Genomic DNA, 17,963 nt, shown 5'->3' on the forward strand with positions numbered 1-17,963 from the left:
GCGGGGGGTCCCGGGGGTGCGCGGGGGCGGGCGCCGCCCCCCCCGTACCCCCCCCCCCCCCGCGCCCGGGGGCGCGGCCCCCCCGGGGGGGGCGGCGCCCGCGGTGCTGTGCCCGGCCGCCCCGGCCGGTCCCGCCCGCCCTCGCCCGGTCCCGCCCCGTCCCGGGTCCGCCCTCCGCGCCCGCCGCCGCCCCGTATCGGCCGCGGGCCCCGGGAACCCCGCGCGGGCCATTGTCGTTGCTTCCCGATACCGTCTCGGTAGCAGCGGATGTGCGGGGAGGCATGGTGGCGAAGGGTCCGGAAGTGGTCACGTGCGGGGAGGCAATGCTCCTGCTGCTCGCCGAGCCCGGGGTTCCGCTGGACCGGGCCGTGCATTTCCGCAGGTCGGTGGCGGGAGCCGAATCCAATGTGGCCGTGGGCCTCGCCCGGCTCGGCCACGGTGTGCGCTGGCTCGGCCGGGTCGGCGCCGACCCCGCGGGGGAGGCGGTGCTGCGCGAGCTGCGCGCCGACTGTGTGGACGTCGCCCACGCGATCGTGGACGACCACGCCCCCACCGGGCTGCTGATGAGGGACAGTCACGCGTACCGCGCCATCGATGTGCAGTACTACCGCATGGGTTCGGCCGCCTCCCGCCTGACGCCCGAGCAGATACGCCCCGAGGCTCTCGAAGGCGCCCAACTGCTGCATCTGTCCGGGATCACGCCCATGCTCTCGCCGACCGCGGCGGCCGCGAGCCGCCGCCTGGTGGAGCTGGCCCGTGAGGCCGGGGCCAAGGTGTCCTTCGATCCGAACGTACGTCACAAGCTGGGCGGCGCGGCGCAGTGGGCCCAGACGGCGGGCCCGTTGCTGCGCGAAGCCGATATCGTCCTCGCGGGGGAGGAGGAGTTGGAGCTGCTCACGGCCCAACCCGCCGACGAGGCCGCGCGGGAGCTGCTGCGCGGCGGGGCCGACGAGGTCGTGATCAAGCGCGCCGACCACTCCTCGACCGTCCTCACCGCGGACGGCGGCTGGGACCAGTCGCCCCACGCGGTGCCGGTCGTCGACCCGATCGGCGCCGGTGACGGCTTCGCGGCCGGCTATCTGTCGGCGCGGCTGCGCGGGCTGCACGAGGACCAGGCGCTCGCCGAGGCGGCGTGTGTGGCCGCCCTGGTCGTCCAGGCCGCCACCGATACGGACGGGCTGCCCACCGCCGCCGCGCGGGACCGGGCGCTCGCCGAGCTGTCCAAGGGCGGGGACGCGGTATATCGCTGAGCCGACCACGGCACCCACGGCCCGCCCGGAGAGCGCGGGGGCCGCGCACATCACAACAACACAGAGCAGCACCGGCAAGGCGGACAACCAGATACCGATCCACCAAGCGCAGTACAGCACCGCGTATCGTCCACCGCACACCGAAACCGCCGCATATCCCGGAGGCAATCCGGGGCGGCATCGCCAGCAGCACCTGGGAGAGGAAAGGCGGCGACCGCCGTGTACCGCTGGGAGATCACCCGGGCCGCGCTCGCGCAGCGCGTCCTCGCCATCGTCCGTAGCGACAGCTACGACCACGCCCACGCCACGGCGGACAGCCTGCTCTCCGCCGGTATCACCAGCCTGGAGATCTCGCTGACCACGCCCTTCGCACTGGAGGCGGTCACCACCCTGATCCGGGAGGTCGGCGACGACGCGGTGATCGGCGCGGGCACGGTGCTCGATGGCGCCTCGGCCCGGATGGCGGTGGACGCGGGCGCCCGCTTCCTCGTCTCGCCGAGCCTGGACCAAGAGGTCATCCGCACCGGCCACCGCTACGGTCTGCCGGTCTTCCCCGGCGTGGCCACGCCCACCGAGGCGGTGCGCGCGATGGAGCTGGGCGCGGACGCCCTGAAGCTCTTCCCCGCCTCCGCCTACGGGCCCAGATGGGTCAGCGACGTACGGGCCGCGCTGCCGCAGGCCGCCGTGGTCCCCACCGGCGGGGTGACCCTGGCGGAGGCCCCGGACTGGATCGCGGCCGGGGCCGTCGCGTGCGGAATGGGCTCGGCGCTGTCCGAGGGCGACCGGGACACCGTGGGCAAGCGCGCCGCCGAACTGCTGGCCCGCCTCGCGGATGTGGCGCCCCCGCTGGACTCGCCGCACGAGCCGTACTGACGGCGGTACACGACTCCCGCGCATCTCATCCGGCGGTCAACGGCTTCCCGTGGGCCGGGACTTCTGCCACCCTGAGCGCGCTGTGATCATGCCGCCCGCCCGCGCCCAGGAGGTGCCGTGAGACGTACCGTCACGCTGTCCGCCCTCGCCGCCGTGCTCGCCGCCCTCGCCGCCGGTTCGGCGTTGGCCGTTGGTACGACCTCAAAGCCCGAGCGGAAGTCCGAGTCGGCGCGGGTGAACGCCGCCGAGCGCGCCCGGCAGCAGCGCGGCACCCTGCTGGACCGGGTGCCCGAGCGCGGGGTGCTGCGGGTGTGCACCACCGGCGACTACCGGCCCTTCAGCCATCGCGACCCCAAGTCCGGCGCCTACACCGGCATCGACATCAAGATGGCCGGGGACCTCGCCAAGAGCCTGGACGCCAAACCGAAGTACGTGCCCACCACCTGGGCCACCCTGGTGGACGACCTTGTCGCCGGGCGCTGTGACGTGGGCATGGGCGGGGTGTCGGTGACCCTGGCCCGCGCCCGTAAGGCGTCCTTCAGCGAGCCGTACCTCACCGACGGCAAGACGCCGATCGTGCGCTGTGCGGACAAGGACAAGTACCGGACGCTGGAGGAGATCGATCAGTCCGGCGTACGGGTCGTGGTCAACCCGGGCGGCACCAACGAGCAGTTCGCCCGAGCCCATATCAAACAGGCCACCCTCACCGTCCATCCGGACAACACCACGATCTTCGACGAGATCATCGCGGGCCGCGCCGATGTGATGATGACGGACGCCAGCGAGACCCGCTATCAGTCCGCGATCCACCCGGAGCTGTGCGCGGTCCACCCGGACGAGCCGTTCTCCTTCTCCGAGAAGGCGTACGTACTGCCGCGCGGTGACGCCCAGTTCAAGGAGTACGTCGACCAGTGGGTCCATCTGGCCACCCATGACGGTACGTACAAGAAGTACGAGGATGAGTGGATGAAGCGATGATGACGCGGTGACGCGGCGCCGGACCCGAGAGCGGCAGAGCGGCCGAAAATCTGGGCATCGCCGTACGACTCTCGCGTCCGTCGCCCTTCCACCGGGCCCGGAGCGGGAAGATGGCCTCATGAGTCCCGCCCAGCCCGCGCGCCGCCGCTCGGACGCCGTCGCCAACCGCGCCGCCCTCCTCGACGCGGCCGAGCGGGTCCTGCTCCGCGACGGGCCCGCCGTGCCGCTGGACGTGGTGGCGCGCGAGGCCGGGGTCGGCATCGCCACGCTGTACCGGAACTTCGCCGACCGCGAGGAGCTGTACGCGGCCGTTGTGCGCCGCTCCTACGAACTCGTGGCCGCCCTCGCCCAGGAGGCCGAGGACAGCGCGGCACCGCCGCTGGACGCGCTGGCCGGTTTCCTGCGCGGGCTGCTCGCCGAACGGCACCATCTCGCCCTGCCGCTGCTCGGCGCGCCCGGCCCGCTCCTGGCGGACGGGGCCGACCCCCTCGGTTCGCGGATCTCCCGGTCGCTGGCCGCGGTCCTGAAGCGAGGTGTCGGCGACGGCTCGATCCGCCCCGACGCCACCGCCGCCGACCTCGTCGTCACCGGCGCGATACTCGCCCACGCCCAACTCCCGCCCGAGGCCTGGGGGCGCGCCGCCCGCCGTATCGCCGCGCTCGTCCTGGACGGCCTGCGCGCCCGCCCCGACACCGCCCCGCTGCCCGACGGGCTCACCGGGACCGAACTGGACCGGGTCATGACCCGTGGCGCGGGGGAGGCGGCGGCCTATTAGCCTGGCCCACTAGCCTGTCGAACACAGCAGGATGCGCATTTGCGCGAATCCGGGCGCGGCCCTCGTGCGGGTGCTACACGCTGACGGATGCCGGTTGTAATGCCCTGGACCGGTGACCGTTTCCTCGCCCCCGGAGAGACGACATGAGCAGCCCCCTCAGCCACCCCCTCGTGCGGACCTTTCTGTCCTCGGTCGAGCGGCGGACCGCGGCGCTTCCCGCCGCGTGGCGGGAGGAGCTGCTCGAGGACCTGAGGGAGGAGATCGCGGCGGCGCTCGCGGACGACCTCGCCGAGGATGCCGCCGGGGACGGTGATTCCGCGATCGGAGATGAGCGGGTGCGGCAGGTGCTCGACTGGATCGGAACCCCGGAGGAGATCGCGGCGGACGCGCTGGCCGAGGAGTCCGGCAGCATTCCGCCCGAGCCGGAGGACGCCGGTGCCACCTGGGTGACGCTCGGCCTCGCCGTGCTGCCCGTACCGCTGTGCCTGGTCCCGGGCGTGGGCATACCCCTGGGGCTGGTCGCCGCCCTCGGCGCGCTCGTCCGGCTGTGGCGGTCCGCGCCATGGGCGCGGCGTGAGAAGCGGCAGGCCACGCTGTTCGTCCTGTCGCCCCTGGCGACGGTGCCGATGCTGGCGGTGGCGTTCTCCCTGGCGTTCGACGGGATCAGCGCCCCCGCGTTCGTGGCCTCCCTGCTGATAGCGCTCACCCTGCCCGTGGTCGGCGCCATACGGCTGGCCCGGTCCGCCGCCCGGCTGCGCGAGCAGGCGGGCGCGTGACGCCGACGGGCGGCGGCTAAGCGGCCTGAACTCCGGTGCGGTTCGGGTGCGCCCCGAAGGGGCGCGGGGCTGTGTCGATGTGCGGCTCCGCCGCGGCTGTGTCGATGTGCGGCTCCGCCGCGTGGGCGACCAGCCACGACGGCGTCGCAGTTGGCCGACGACGCATCGCGACACTTCCAGCGGAGCGCTCAGCGGACGGCGTCCGCGAGCCGCAGCACCCGCACCCCGTACGGAGCGAGGCGACCGCGTGCGCTACGTCCTGCGCAAGCTGGGCTTCTACGCCATCGCCGGATGGATGGCGATCACCGTCAACTTCTTTCTGCCCCGGCTCATCCCGGGCGACCCGGTGCAGCTGATGCTCGCCCGCATGGCCCAGTCCGGACCCGTACAGCCGGGTCAGGAGGAGGCCCTGGCCAATATGCTCGGCCTCGGCCACGGCAATCTGCTGATCCAGTACGGGGAGTATCTGAAGGCGCTCGCCCATGGCGAGTTCGGGCTCTCCGTCACGTACTTCCCGAGCCCGGTCACCGATGTGCTCGACGACGCCGTCCCCTGGACCCTCGTCCTGGTCGGCGGCGCCACCCTCATCAGCGTCGTCCTCGGCATCACCCTCGGCACCCTGGCCGGCTGGCGGCGCGGCGGCTGGTTCGACTCCCTCGTCCCCTCCACCACCTTCCTCGCCGCCATCCCGTACTTCTGGCTGGCGCTGCTGCTGCTCTACCTCTTCAGCCAGGTGTGGGGTGTGCTGCCGCTCGGCGGCGGCTACGACGAGACCCTCGACATGGGCTGGAACGGCGCCTTCCTCTTCTCCGCCGCCGAACACGCGGTGTTGCCCGCCGCCACCATCGTGCTCAGCTCGGTCGGCGGCTGGATGCTGGGGATGCGCAACATGATGGTCGCCACCCTCGCCGAGGACCATGTCACCGCCGCCGAGGCCAAGGGGCTGCCCCCGCGCACCGTCATGGTCGGCTACGCGGCGCGCAACGCCGTGCTGCCGTCGGTCGCCGGATTCGCCATCTCGCTGGGCTTCATCGTCAGCGGATCGCTCGTCATGGAGATCGTCTTCTCCTATCCGGGCATGGGCTTCACCCTGCTCCAGGCCGTCCAGAACACCGACTATCCGCTGATGCAGGCCGTTGATGCAGGCCGTCTTCCTCGTCATCACCTTCGCCGTGCTCGCCGCCAACTTCCTGGTGGACCTGGTGTACGGCCTCGTCGACCCCCGCACCAGGCAGGCCCGATAACCGCCATCGCCACCCCGCCCCGCCCGGCCGCCACCGGCCGCGGCCGGCCGCGCCCCGCGCTGCGCTCCCGCCGCTTCACCGCCGGGCTCGCCGTGCTCACCGCCTTCGTCCTCACCGCCGTGCTCGGCCCGTGGCTGGTGGCCGACCCCGACCGCTTCAGCCAGGACCTGGGCGTGGGCCCCTCCGGGGCGCACTGGCTGGGCACCACCCAGACCGGACAGGACGTCTTCGCCCAGCTGGTGGTCTCCGCCCGGGGCACCCTGCTGATCGGCGGCGCCGCCGCGCTGCTCGCCACCGCCGTCTCCATCGTCATCGGCATCGGCGGCGGCTTCCTCGGCGGGCTCGCGGACGAGACGTTCTCCCTGATCAGCAACGTCCTCCTGGTGATCCCCAGCCTGCCGCTGGTGATCGTGGTCTCCGCGTACGTCAAGGGCGACGGCTCCTGGGCCACCATCCTCGTCATCGCCCTCACCAGCTGGGCAGCCTCCGCCCGGGTGCTGCGCGCCCAGACGCTGTCGCTGCGCACCCGCGACTACGTCCTGGCGGCGCGGGTCTACGGCGAGAAGCGGTGGCGGATCGTACTGGTGGAGATCCTCCCCAATGAACTGGCCATCATCGTCTCGCAGTTCATCTTCGCGGTGATCTTCGCGATCCTCACCCAGGCCGGGCTGGCCTTCCTCGGCCTCGCCGACCCATCCACCCTCACCTGGGGCACGATGCTCTACTTCGCGCAGAACGCGGAGGCGCTGACCGGCGGCGCGTGGTGGTGGTTCATCCCGCCGGGCCTGTGCATCGCCGTGCTCGGCACGGCGCTGTCACTGATCGGCTTCGGCCTCGACGAGGTCCTCGACCCACGGCTGAGGGGCACCCGATGACCGATGACCTGGTGCTGCGCGCCGAGCACCTCGACGTGGTGTACGACGGGCCCCGCCCCACCCGGGCCGTCCGCGACGTCGGCTTCGACCTGCGCCGGGGCGAACTGCTCGGCATCGTGGGGGAGTCCGGCTGCGGCAAGTCCACGCTCGCGTACGCGGTGGGCCGGATGCTGCGCCCGCCCGCGCGGCTCACCGGGGGACGGGTGATCCACTACGGCCGCGACGGCACCGGGACCGATGTGCTGGCGCTTGAGGGCGACGCCCTGCGCGCCTTCCGCTGGTCCACGCTCTCCATCGTCTTCCAGAGCGCCATGAACGCGCTCAACCCGGTGACCACGGTGGGCCGGCAGTTCGACGACATCCTCCGCGCCCACCGGCCCGCGATGCGCCGCCCCGAACGCTATGAGCGCGCCCGCGCCCTGCTGGACATGGTCGGCATCGACCCGGCCCGGGTCGCGCCTATCCGTACGAGCTGTCCGGCGGGATGCGCCAGCGCGTCGTCATCGCCATGGCCCTCGCGCTCGAACCGGAAATCGTGATCATGGACGAGCCCACGACGGCCCTCGACGTCGTGGTGCAGCGCGAGATCCTGGACGAGGTGCAGCGGCTCCGCGACGAGCTGGGCTTCAGCGTCGTCTTCATCACCCACGATCTGTCGCTGCTGCTGGAGATCAGCGACCGGCTGGCGGTGATGTACGCGGGCGCGATCGTGGAACACGGCCCCGCCGAGCGCATTGCCCGCCCGTCTCCCACCACCACCCTTGCCGGACTCGCGAAGCGAGGCCCCTTTGATGGCCCAGCCCATCCGTACACCCAGGGCCTGCTGCGCTCCTTCCCCGACCTGGCGGGGGAGCGCCGCGAGCTGCGCGGTATCCCCGGCTCCCCGCCGGACCTCCGCGAGGACCTGCCCGGCTGCCCCTTCGCGGCGCGCTGCGACCACGCGTACGCCCGCTGCTTCACCGACCCGCCCCGGCCGCTGCCGGTGGCCCCGGCGGGCGCGGCCGCCTGCCATCTCGTAGCCCCAGCTGACGCGCCGGGCGCTGCCGTACCCACCGACGCGCCGGGCCCCGTCGTACCCCGGCAGAGAGGGCGCAAGCCGTGACCGTGCTCGACGTGACGGACCTGACCGTCGACTACCCCCAGCGCGGACGCCGCTCCTTCCGGGCCGTGGACCACGTCTCGTTCTCGCCGGCGGCGGGGCGGACCATCGCGTTGGTGGGGGAGTCCGGGAGCGGGAAGTCGACCGTGGTGCGGGCGCTGGCCCGGCTGGTGGCGCCCACCGGCGGCGAGATCCGGCTGGGCGGGGCGTGGCGCACCCGCGGCGCGGCGTACCGCGGGGCGGTGCAGATGGTGTTCCAGGATCCGTTCGCCTTGCTCAACCCCGCCCATACCGTCGGCCACCATCTGCGCCGTCCGCTGCTGGTCAACGAGCGGGCGCGGCGTGGGGCGGATGTGGCGGCGAAGGTGGCGGAGCTGCTGCGGTCGGTGAATCTGACGCCCGCCGACGATATGGCGGACAAGCGGCCGCATGAGCTGTCCGGCGGGCAGCGGCAGCGGGTCGCGATCGCCCGCGCGCTGGCCCCGGGGCCGGAGGTGCTGCTGGCCGACGAGCCGGTGTCGATGCTGGATGTGTCGATCCGGCTGGAGATCCTGGGGCTGCTGGACCGGCTCAAGGAGGAGCGGGGGCTGGCGCTGCTCTACGTCACCCACGATCTGGCCACCGCCCGGCACTTCTCGTCCGAGGTGATGGTGATGTACCGCGGCGAGATCGTGGAGCGCGGCCCCAGCGACGAGGTGATCCTGGCCCCGCGCCACCCCTACACCCAGCTCCTGGCCGCCGCCGCGCCCAGCTCCGGGGCGGGCCGGGAGCGGGCGCGGGCCGCGCGAGGTGGTGGCCGGGGACGGCTGCCGCTTCCGGCCGCGCTGTCCGTTCGCGATGGACGCCTGTGCGCGGCGTCCGCCCGAGGACCAGGTCGGGCCGGGGCACGGCTCCCGGTGCTGGCTGGGGCCGGACGGTGGTGGGCGGCCGTGGCCGTGACGGCTGGCAGGGTTGCCGGTTCCGACTGATCACCTGTGCGTAGTTTGTCCTGACAACAGAACTTCACGACTTCCCGTCATGTGCTCATCCGGATACCCTCGGCCCGTGGCTATGGAGGAAGAAGACGCTTCGGGCGGGGCGGAGGCGCTTCAGCTCAGCGTCGACCGCAGCAGTCCGGTCCCGCTGTACTTCCAGCTGTCCCAGCAGCTCGAGGCGGCGATCGAGCAGGGGCGGCTGGCGCCCGGGAGCCTGCTGGGCAATGAGATCGAGCTGGCCGGGCGGCTCGGGCTGTCCCGCCCCACCGTCCGGCAGGCCATCTCGTCGCTGGTCGACAAGGGGCTGCTGGTGCGCCGCCGGGGCGTGGGCACCCAGGTCGTGCACAGTCAGGTCAAGCGCCCGCTGGAGCTGAGCAGCCTCTACGACGACCTGGAGGCGGCCGGTCAGCGCCCCGCCACCCAGGTGCTGCGGAACACCACCGAGCCCGCGACCGCCCAGGTCGCCGCCGCGCTCGGCGTCGCCGAGGGCGAAGAGGTGGTGCTGATCGAGCGGCTGCGGCTGGCGCACGGCGAGCCCATGGCCCATCTGCGCAACCACCTCCCGGTGGGCCTGCTCAAGCTGGACAGCGCCGAGCTGGAGGACACCGGGCTCTACCGGCTGATGCGCTCGGCCGGGATCACCCTGCACAGCGCCCGCCAGGCGGTCGGCGCCCGCGCGGCCACCGCCGAGGAGGGGGAGCAGCTCGGGGAGCCGGAGGGCGCGCCGCTGCTGACCATGGAGCGCACGACCTTCGACGACACCGGCCGGGCCGTGGAGTTCGGCTCGCACACCTACCGGGCCTCGCGCTACGCCTTCGAGTTCCAGCTGCTCGTACGCCCCTGAGCGCTGCCGCACCCCTTGTGCCGCGCCATTTGTCCTTGACGTGTCCCGCGTCCCCGGCTACAAGTCCTCAAGCCGTACGGGCGCCGGGCCCCCGCCCACCCCGGCAGCCCCGGCGATGACCGGTGACGGATACTTGGGCGGCGGCCGGGACCGATCATGCGGTGCCCGGCCGCGAAGGTGACAGCGGGACGAACACACAGTGAGAAGGGCGGGTCTTCGTGGCGACGGTGCGGAGAGGGGCACGCGCTATGACCGCCGCCGTGCTCGCGGCGGTGCTGGGTACGGCGTTGGCGGGCTGCAGCGATACGGGCGGCAAGCGGGCCGAGGAGCGGGCCGCCCGGGAGGCGGCCGCCGGGGGACGGGCGGCGGTCAACACCCCGAAGTGGACGTTCGCGATGGTCACCCACTCCGGAGACGGGGACACCTTCTGGGACATCGTGCAGAGCGGCGCCAAGCAGGCCGCGGTCAAGGACAACATCAAGTTCCTCTACGCCCACAACGAGGAGGGCAAGGAGCAGGCCCAGCTGGTCCAGTCCTACCTCGATCAGAAGGTCGACGGCCTGATCGTCACCCTCGCCAAGCCCGACGCCATGAAGTCCGTGATGAAGAAGGCCCAGAAGGCCGGGATACCGGTGATCACCGTCAACTCCGGCTCCGAGGTGTCCAAGGCGTTCGGCGCGCTCACCCACGTCGGCCAGGACGAGACCATCGCGGGCGAGGCCGTCGGCGACGAGCTCAACAAGCGGGGCCGCGAGAAGGCGCTGTGCGTGATCCATGAGCAGGGCAACGTGGGCCTGGAGCAGCGCTGTGACGGCGCGGCCAAGACCTTCGACGGCAAGATGGAGAAGATCTACGTCGAGGGCACCAACATGCCCGATGTGCAGTCCTCGATCGAGGCCAAGCTCCAGTCGGACAAGGGCATCGACACCGTGCTGACCCTGGGCGCGCCGTTCGCGGACACCGCCGCCAAGGCCGCCGACCAGGCGGGCAGCAAGGCCGAGATCGACACCTTCGACCTCAACGCCAAGGTCGCCGCCGCGCTCCAGGACGGCACGCTCGGCTTCGCCGTGGACCAGCAGCCGTATCTCCAGGGCTACGAGGCCGTGGATCTGCTGTGGCTCAACCGCTACAACGCCGATGTGCTCGGTGGCGGCAGGCCGGTGCTGACCGGTCCGCAGATCATCACCAAGGACGACGCCGCCGAGCTCGCGTCGTACACGAAGCGGGGGACCCGATGAGCGCGGAGGCCCCGCCCGCCGAGGAGACGCTCTCGTCCCCGCGGCCGGTGCGCGGCTCGCTGCCGCGCCGGCTTGTGGGCCGTCCGGAGCTGGGCGCGGTCGTCGGCGCCGTCGCCGTCTTCGTCTTCTTCTCGGCCGTCGCCGACGCCTTCCTCCAGTGGTCCAGCTTCAGCACCGTGCTGTACGCCTCCTCGACCATCGGGATCATGGCGGTGCCGGTGGCGCTGCTGATGATCGGCGGGGAGTTCGATCTGTCGACCGGGGTCCTGGTGACCAGCTCGGCGCTGATCTCCTCGATGTTCTCGTACCAGATGACGGCGAACGTGTGGGTCGGGGTCGGGGTGTCCCTGCTGGCCACCCTCGCGATCGGGTTCTTCAACGGCTATCTGCTGGTCCGCACCAATCTGCCGAGCTTCATCATCACCCTCGGCACCTTCCTGATCCTCCAGGGCTGCAACCTCGGCTTCACCAAGCTGATCAGCGACACCGTCTCCACCAAGAGCATCTCCGACATGGAGGGCTTCCCCTCCGCCCGTAAGGTCTTCGCCTCGCATCTGACCATCGGGGACGTCGAAGTGCAGATCACCGTCCTGTGGTGGTTCGCCCTGATCGCGCTCGCCACCTGGATCCTGCTGCGCACCCGCGCCGGGAACTGGATCTTCGCGGTGGGCGGCGCCAAGGAGGCGGCCCGCGCGGTCGGTGTGCCCGTGGAGCGCACCAAGATCGGCCTTTATCTGGGTGTCGCGCTGGCCGCCTGGATCTCCGGCCAGCATCTGCTGTTCAACTACGACGTCGTCCAGTCCGGCGAGGGCGTGGGCAATGAGCTGCTCTACATCATCGCGGCCGTCATCGGCGGCTGTCTGCTGACCGGCGGCTACGGCTCGGCGGCCGGCGCGGCCGTCGGCGCGTTCATCTTCGGCATGACCAACAAGGGCATCGTCTACGCCCAGTGGGGCGCCGACTGGTTCAAGTTCTTCCTCGGGGCGATGCTGCTGCTCGCCACGCTGCTCAACTGGTGGGTCCGCAAGCGGGCGGAGGAGAGCAAATGAGCACGTCCCAGGCATCCAAGGCATCCCCGACATCTCCGGCGTCGCGGGCGGCCCTGGTCGCACTCAGCGACATCAGCAAGTACTACGGCAACGTCAAGGCACTGGAGGGCGTCTCCCTCGAGGTGCACGCCGGGGAGATCACCTGCGTCCTCGGGGACAACGGCGCGGGCAAGTCCACCCTTATCAAGATCGTCGCCGGGCTGCATCAGCACGACGGCGGCACCCTCGCCATCGAGGGGGAGGAGACCCGGCTCGGCTCCCCGCGCGAGGCCCTCGACCGCGGGATCGCCACGGTCTACCAGGACCTGGCCGTGGTCCCGCTGATGCCGGTGTGGCGGAACTTCTTCCTGGGCTCGGAGATCCACAAGGGCCGAGGCCCGCTCCGCCGCCTCGACGTGGAGGCGATGCGCACCACGACCCACCGCGAACTGCTGCGCATGGGCATCGATCTGCGCGATGTCGACCAGCCCATCGGCACCCTCTCCGGCGGTCAGCGCCAGTGCGTGGCCATCGCCCGCGCCGTCCACTTCGGCGCGAAGGTGCTCATCCTGGACGAGCCCACGGCGGCGCTGGGCGTCAAGCAGTCCGGCGTCGTGCTCAAGTACGTCGCGGCCGCCCGGGACGCGGGCCTCGGCGTGGTCCTCATCACCCACAACCCGCACCACGCGTATCTCGTCGGCGACCGCTTCGTGCTGCTCAAGCGCGGCGCCATGGCGGGCAGCCACGCCAAGGACGAGATCGCCCTGGAGGAGCTCACCCGGCAGATGGCGGGCGGCAGCGAGCTGGAGCAGCTCAGCCATGAGCTGGCCCGCACCCCCGCCCCCGACCTGTCGGGAGGGGGCGCCAAGGGCTGAGAGGGGTCGTCAAGGGCTGAGAGGGGCCGCCAAGGGTTGAGAGGGTTCGCCAAGGGCTGAGCGGCCGGGCCGTCGGCCGTGTTCCGGTGCTTCCTGGGGGCCGCGCGCCGTAGGCTCACCATGCGGCATGAGGCGCGGGTGAGGCACAATCGCACGGCGGGCCACACCCGCCACGACCGACGCAGCCGAGGCCCCCCGCGGCCTCCTGAGACCCCCGCAGGGACGACGAACTCTTGCGAGCACGTACCCGCAGCGACCGCACCCCCCACACCGGCGAGGGGGCCGGCTGATGAGTATCTACCGCGAACGAGTGCACCGGGGCTCGGCCCGGGCCACCGTGCTGCGGACCGTCGGCACCCGTGAGCGCCGCTCGCATCTCAGCGCGCCCCGGGTGCCCACGGTCGGCATCGACATCGGCGGCACCAAGGTGATGGCCGGGGTCGTCGACGCCGACGGCAACATCCTCGAGAAGCTGCGCACCGAGACGCCGGACAAGTCCAAGAGCCCCAAGGTCGTCGAGGACACCATCACCGAGCTGGTGCTGGACCTCTCCGACCGGCACGATGTGCACGCCGTGGGCATCGGCGCCGCGGGCTGGGTGGACGCCGACCGCAACCGCGTGCTGTTCGCCCCGCACCTGTCCTGGCGCAATGAACCGCTGCGCGACCGGCTCGCCGAGCGGCTCGCCGTCCCGGTCCTGGTCGACAACGACGCCAACGCCGCCGCGTGGGCGGAGTGGCGGTTCGGCGCCGGACGCGGCGAGGACCATCTCGTCATGATCACTCTCGGCACCGGGATCGGCGGCGCGATCCTGGAGGACGGCCGGGTCAAGCGCGGCAAGTACGGGGTCGCCGGGGAGTTCGGCCATATGCAGGTCGTCCCGGCCGGCCACCGCTGCCCGTGCGGCAACCGCGGCTGCTGGGAGCAGTACAGCTCCGGCAACGCCCTGGTCCGCGAGGCCCGTGAACTGGCCGCCGCCGAATCGCCGGTGGCCTACGGGATCAACGACCGGGTCGGCGGCAACATCCAGGAGATCACCGGGCCGCTGATCACCGAGCTGGCCCGCCAGGGCGACGCCATGTGCGTCGAGCTGCTCCAGGACATCGGCCAGTGGCTCGGCGTCGGCATCGCCAATCTCGCCGCCGCCCTCGACCCCTCCTGCTTCGTCATCGGCGGAGGCGTCAGCGCCGCCGACGATCTGCTGATCGACCCCGCCCGGAACGCCTTCCGGCGCACCCTCACCGGCCGCGGCTACCGGCCGGAGGCCCGGATCGTCAAGGCGCAGCTGGGCCCCGAGGCCGGGATGGTCGGCGCCGCCGACCTCGCCCGGCTGGTCGCCCGCCGCTTCCGCCGCGCCAACCGCCGCCGCGTCGAGCGGTACGAGCGCGCCGGGTCCTCCTCCCCGCTGCGGCTGGCGCCGCGCGGCCAGGCAGGCCGCGAATGACCGCCGCCGACCAGCGGCCCGGCGCCGCGATGCCCCCGGCCGACGGTATGCGCCCCGGCGGACCCACACCTGGCGGCCCCACGTCCGGCGGGCCCACACCTGGCGGGCCCACGTCCGGTGGGCCCGTGCCCGGTGGCGGCCGTCCGCCCCGCCGCTGGCTCAAGGCCGTGGTCGTCTTCCTGCTGATCGCGATCCCGGCGGGCTATCTGGTGATCTCCGCCCTCCAGAGCCGCAACGGCGGTGAGGACAAGGCGGAGGCGGCGTCGGCCAAGGGCCTCAGCGCGGGCTACCCGACCCGGGTGCAGCGGCGCATATACGACGTGCCGGTGCCGCCGTACTCCAAGAAGGTCGCCTTCTACGAGACCAACTCCTGGAAGGTCAGCTCGCTGTACGTGCAGTTCGTCACGTCCCGCCATGGTCTCGACTCGTTCCTGGCCAAGCTCGGCACCCGCCGCTCCGCCCTGGACAAGGGCGAGGTGACCATCACCAAGGAGCAGGCCAGGAGGGTCGGTTGGCAGGTCGGAGCGCCCGGTCACGACTGGTCGGGGATGGTCATCAAGCAGAAAGATCCGGAACCCAAACTGAGGATCACGGTCAAGTTCGACAACCCGACGCATCCGAAGGTTTACGTGGTCTCCACGGTTACGCCGTAAGGCCTTCACATCCTGGGTACATCGCGCCCGAAAGCCCCGCCACCCATGTCGGATACCGTTTTCGGGTGAGCGAGACGAAGACACTTCAGTACCGGACCGACGGCCCCGAGGACGGGCCCGTGCTCGTCCTCGGACCGTCGCTGGGCACCACCTGGCACATGTGGGACCGCCAGATACCCGAGCTCTCCCGCCACTGGCGCGTCCTCCGCTTCGACCTCCCCGGCCACGGCGGCGCCCCCGCCCATCCGGCCCCCTCCGTGGCCGAGCTCGCCGCCCGGCTGCTGGCCACCCTCGACCAGCTCGGCGTCGAGCGCTTCGGCTACGCGGGCTGCTCGATCGGCGGGTCCATCGGCGCCGAACTCGCCCTGCGACATCCCCATAGAGTGGGCTCACTCGCCCTCGTCTCCGCCTCCCCGCGCTTCGGCACCGCCGACTCCTTCCGGCAGCGCGGCGTCGTGGTCCGCACCAACGGCCTCGACCCGATCGCCCGCGCCACCCCCGAGCGCTGGTTCACCGCCGGCTTCGCCGCCGCCCAGCCCGCCATCGTCGAGTGGGCCGTCCAGATGGTCCGCACCACCGACCCCGGCTGCTACATCGCCGCCTGCGAGGCCCTCGCCGCGTTCGACATCCGCGCCGAGCTCAGCGGGATCGGCGTCCCCACCCTCGTGGTGGCCGGCGCCGACGACCAGGTCACCCCGGCCGCCGACGCCCGCGTCCTGGTCGCCGGGATAGCCGACGCACGGCTCGCGCTGGTCCCCGGCGCCTCCCATCTCACCCCCGTCGAGCAGCCGATGGCCGTCACCGATCTGCTGGTGCGCCACTTCTCCAGCTCCTGGCAGAGCCCGGACCACCCGACCGGGATGACCGCGATCCCCGCGCCCCCGCCCAAGCCCGTGCTCTCGCCCGTGCCGCCCGGCGCCGAGGTCGTCGAGTACGGCCACAACGTGCCCGAACCGTTCCTGGACGCCCGCGCCGACGCGTACGACCAGGGCATCAAGGTGCGCCGCGAGGTGCTCGGCGACGCCCATGTGGACCGCGCGCAGTCCCTGGCCGACGAGTTCACCGGCGACTTCCAGGACTTCATCACCCGCTACGCCTGGGGCGAGGTGTGGACCCGGCCCGGAATCGACCGGCGGATCCGCAGCGTGGTCACCCTCACCGCCCTCGCCGCCCGCGGCCACCTCGACGAACTCGCCTTCCACACCCGGGCCGCGCTGCGCAACGGGCTCACCCCCACCGAGATCAAGGAGGTGCTGCTGCACACCGGCGTCTACTGCGGGGTGCCGACGGCGAACTCCGCCTTCGCCGTGGCCCAGCGGATCATCCGCGAGGAGACGAGCCCGGAGGGCTGAGCGGGACGAAGGCCGGAAGGCTGACGAGGCCGGAAGGCCGAGGAGACAAGCCCGGAAGGGCAGTGCGGCCAACAGGGGCCGGGGTAGCACAATGATCTCCATGAAGCTCACCAAGAAGGGCCATGCCTGCGTCCGGATCGAGAAGGACGAGCAGACGCTCGTCATCGACCCCGGAGCCTTCAGCGAAGAGGACGCCGCGGTCGGCGCGGACGCGATCCTGGTCACCCACGAGCACTTCGACCACTTCAACGAGGAGCGGCTGCGCACGGCGCTCGATGACAACCCCGGCGCCCAGATCTGGACGCTCCGCAGCGTCTCCCACCACATCTCCGCGGCGTTCCCCGGGCGGGTGAACACCATCGGGGAGGGCGACAGCTTCAACGCGGCGGGATTCGACATCGAGGTCCACGGCCAGCTGCACGCCGTCATCCACCCCGACATCCCCCGGATCACCAATGTGGGCTATCTGCTGGACGGTGTGCTCTTCCACCCCGGCGACGCCCTTACCGTGCCCGCCGGGCGGCGGGTGGACACGCTGATGCTGCCCGTGCACGCCCCCTGGAACAAGTTCGCCGAGATCCTCGACTACGTCCGCGCGGTCGGCCCGCGCCGGGCCATCGACATCCACGACGCCCTGCTGTCCGACGTCGCGCACATGGTCTACGGGCGGATGCTCGGCCCCGAAGGCCCCGGCACCGAAGGCGCCGAGCACCTGCGGCTGACCCCGGGCGAATCCCTCACCCTCTGAGGGCCGGGCTCGCTGTCAGAGCCGGGATGTAGGTTGTGCCCTATGCGCATCGCGACCTGGAACGTCAATTCGATCACCGCCCGGCTGCCCCGGCTGCTGGCCTGGCTGGAGAGCAGCGGCACGGACGTCCTGTGCGTCCAGGAGACCAAGTGCGCCGAGTCCGCCTTTCCGTACGAGCCGCTCCGGGAGCTCGGCTACGAGGCCGCGGTCAACGCCACCGGCCGGTGGAACGGAGTGGCGCTGCTCTCCAAGGCCGGGCTCGCGGACGTCACCGTGGGCCTCCCCGGCGGCCCGGACTACGACGGCGGCCAGGAGCCGCGGGCGATAGGCGCCACCTGCGGCCCGGTCCGCCTCTGGTCGGTCTATGTGCCCAACGGCCGGGAGATCGGCCACCCCCACTACGACTACAAGCTGCGCTGGCTGGAGGCGCTGCGCACGGCCGTCGCCGGGGACGCGGCCGGTGAGCGCCCCTTCGCGGTCCTCGGCGACTTCAATGTGGCGCCGACCGACGAGGACGTCTGGGACCGCTCCGCCTTCGACGGGCTGACCCATGTGACGGACCTGGAGCGCGAGGCCCTGGCGGCGCTGCGCGAGTCGGGTCTTTCGGATGTGATGCCGCGGCCGCTGAAGTACGACCGCCCCTTCACCTACTGGGACTACCGCGAGCTGGGCTTCCCCAAGAACCGCGGCATGCGCATCGACCTGGTCTACGGGAACGAGACGTTCGCCAAGGCGGTCGGCGACGCCTATGTGGACCGCGAGGAGCGCAAGGGCAAGGGCGCCTCCGACCATGCCCCGGTCGTCGTCGACCTGGAGGTGTGACCCGGGGGGGGGGGGGGGGGGCCCCCCCCCCCCGGGGGGGGGGCGGCCGGGGGGGGGGGGGGGGGCCCGCGGGGGGGCCCAAGCCGGGGAGTTTCGGCGGGGGTTAGAGACACCC

General features: G+C 72.2%; 14 protein-coding genes and 4 pseudogenes. All 18 read left to right on the forward strand.

The genetic code is table 11. The features are described 5' to 3' along the window. Positions 1–281 precede the first annotated feature (281 nt). The 18 genes and pseudogenes from ACFXB5_RS34165 (at position 282) to ACFXB5_RS34250 (ending at position 17,848) form a co-directional block, all read left to right on the forward strand. Entirely contained in the window at positions 282–1,250 is a 969-nt protein-coding gene (locus ACFXB5_RS34165; protein ID WP_385215317.1) for a sugar kinase, read from the forward strand. 219 nt (positions 1,251–1,469) lie between these two features. Continuing rightward, complete coding sequence (locus ACFXB5_RS34170) at positions 1,470–2,123, forward strand: bifunctional 4-hydroxy-2-oxoglutarate aldolase/2-dehydro-3-deoxy-phosphogluconate aldolase (RefSeq protein WP_262699467.1); 654 nt, start codon at positions 1,470–1,472, stop codon at positions 2,121–2,123. A gap of 117 nt (positions 2,124–2,240) precedes the next feature. Then, positions 2,241–3,101 carry a transporter substrate-binding domain-containing protein gene (locus tag ACFXB5_RS34175; protein WP_385215320.1) on the forward strand — a complete coding sequence of 287 codons (861 nt, stop codon included), beginning with the start codon at positions 2,241–2,243 and terminating at the stop codon, positions 3,099–3,101. A gap of 118 nt (positions 3,102–3,219) precedes the next feature. Then, entirely contained in the window at positions 3,220–3,876 is a 657-nt protein-coding gene (locus ACFXB5_RS34180) for a TetR/AcrR family transcriptional regulator (protein WP_385215323.1), read from the forward strand. Between the two features lie 143 nt (positions 3,877–4,019). Next, positions 4,020–4,652: an HAAS signaling domain-containing protein gene (locus ACFXB5_RS34185; protein WP_385215325.1), complete on the forward strand. Its 633-nt coding sequence runs from the start codon at positions 4,020–4,022 to the stop codon at positions 4,650–4,652. A 295-nt stretch (positions 4,653–4,947) separates the two neighbouring features. Beyond that, positions 4,948–5,896: pseudogene (locus tag ACFXB5_RS34190) on the forward strand (ABC transporter permease). A 365-nt stretch (positions 5,897–6,261) separates the two neighbouring features. Then, positions 6,262–6,771, forward strand: a pseudogene (locus tag ACFXB5_RS34195) (ABC transporter permease); the annotation flags it as partial. Continuing rightward, a pseudogene (locus ACFXB5_RS34200) lies at positions 6,768–7,873 on the forward strand (ABC transporter ATP-binding protein). The pseudogenes ACFXB5_RS34195 and ACFXB5_RS34200, both read left to right, overlap by 4 nt. A gap of 113 nt (positions 7,874–7,986) precedes the next feature. Continuing rightward, positions 7,987–8,809, forward strand: a pseudogene (locus ACFXB5_RS34205) (ABC transporter ATP-binding protein). Positions 8,810–8,920: 111 nt separating this feature from the next. Continuing rightward, positions 8,921–9,688 carry a GntR family transcriptional regulator gene (locus tag ACFXB5_RS34210; RefSeq protein WP_385215361.1) on the forward strand — a complete coding sequence of 256 codons (768 nt, stop codon included), beginning with the start codon at positions 8,921–8,923 and terminating at the stop codon, positions 9,686–9,688. 248 nt (positions 9,689–9,936) lie between these two features. Beyond that, positions 9,937–10,926 carry a sugar ABC transporter substrate-binding protein gene (locus tag ACFXB5_RS34215; protein ID WP_385215328.1) on the forward strand — a complete coding sequence of 330 codons (990 nt, stop codon included), beginning with the start codon at positions 9,937–9,939 and terminating at the stop codon, positions 10,924–10,926. Then, complete coding sequence (locus ACFXB5_RS34220) at positions 10,923–11,975, forward strand: ABC transporter permease (protein ID WP_201857315.1); 1,053 nt, start codon at positions 10,923–10,925, stop codon at positions 11,973–11,975. The genes ACFXB5_RS34215 and ACFXB5_RS34220 overlap by 4 nt, the downstream gene beginning before the upstream one ends. After that, positions 11,972–12,829: an ATP-binding cassette domain-containing protein gene (locus ACFXB5_RS34225; protein WP_385215331.1), complete on the forward strand. Its 858-nt coding sequence runs from the start codon at positions 11,972–11,974 to the stop codon at positions 12,827–12,829. Before ACFXB5_RS34220 ends, ACFXB5_RS34225 begins: the two co-directional genes overlap by 4 nt. A gap of 289 nt (positions 12,830–13,118) precedes the next feature. Further along, positions 13,119–14,273, forward strand: coding sequence for an ROK family glucokinase (locus ACFXB5_RS34230; protein WP_385215333.1), 1,155 nt, complete (start codon positions 13,119–13,121; stop codon positions 14,271–14,273). Continuing rightward, on the forward strand, positions 14,270–14,926 hold the full coding sequence (locus tag ACFXB5_RS34235; RefSeq protein ID WP_385215335.1) for a hypothetical protein: 657 nt from the start codon (positions 14,270–14,272) through the stop codon (positions 14,924–14,926). Before ACFXB5_RS34230 ends, ACFXB5_RS34235 begins: the two co-directional genes overlap by 4 nt. A 65-nt stretch (positions 14,927–14,991) precedes the next feature. Then, positions 14,992–16,278, forward strand: coding sequence for a 4-carboxymuconolactone decarboxylase (pcaC, locus tag ACFXB5_RS34240; protein WP_385215338.1), 1,287 nt, complete (start codon positions 14,992–14,994; stop codon positions 16,276–16,278). A gap of 100 nt (positions 16,279–16,378) precedes the next feature. Continuing rightward, entirely contained in the window at positions 16,379–17,026 is a 648-nt protein-coding gene (locus tag ACFXB5_RS34245; protein WP_385215341.1) for an MBL fold metallo-hydrolase, read from the forward strand. Between the two features lie 42 nt (positions 17,027–17,068). Beyond that, entirely contained in the window at positions 17,069–17,848 is a 780-nt protein-coding gene (locus ACFXB5_RS34250; protein ID WP_201853039.1) for an exodeoxyribonuclease III, read from the forward strand. The last annotated feature ends 115 nt before the right edge of the window (positions 17,849–17,963 follow it).

This window comes from Streptomyces sp. NPDC059455 (genome assembly GCF_042750115.1).
Taxonomy (GTDB): Bacteria; Actinomycetota; Actinomycetes; order Streptomycetales; family Streptomycetaceae; genus Streptomyces; species Streptomyces endocoffeicus.